This window comes from Gilvimarinus sp. 1_MG-2023 (assembly GCF_030548285.1).
Map to the genome: position 1 here is coordinate 1 of NZ_JAUOSC010001679.1, position 238 is coordinate 238.

Here is a 238-nt window from a genome sequence, read left to right on the forward strand (position 1 = left end):
GTCCTGGACCATAACGTACTTCATATGATCCCAGCCCAGCGAGACTGACCAGTTATCCTGCACAAAGTAGCCGAAACGCCAGTTGTATTGGGGAATCGTCAAGCGGCCGGGGTTCAGGTCGCTGTGAAAAACCTGTGCAATGCTGAACGGGGTCTGATGATCCTTGGCGGAGACGTTATGCAGGGTAAAGTCGTAGTCGTCTCCCTCAAAATGGATATCGCTGTCGGAGTAGGTGGCG

General features: G+C 53.4%; 1 protein-coding gene. It reads right to left on the minus strand.

Features of this window, described 5'->3' with window-relative positions:
- Positions 1-238: hypothetical protein (locus Q4563_RS22505; RefSeq protein WP_303606128.1), on the minus strand; the 238-nt coding region annotated here is incomplete at both ends.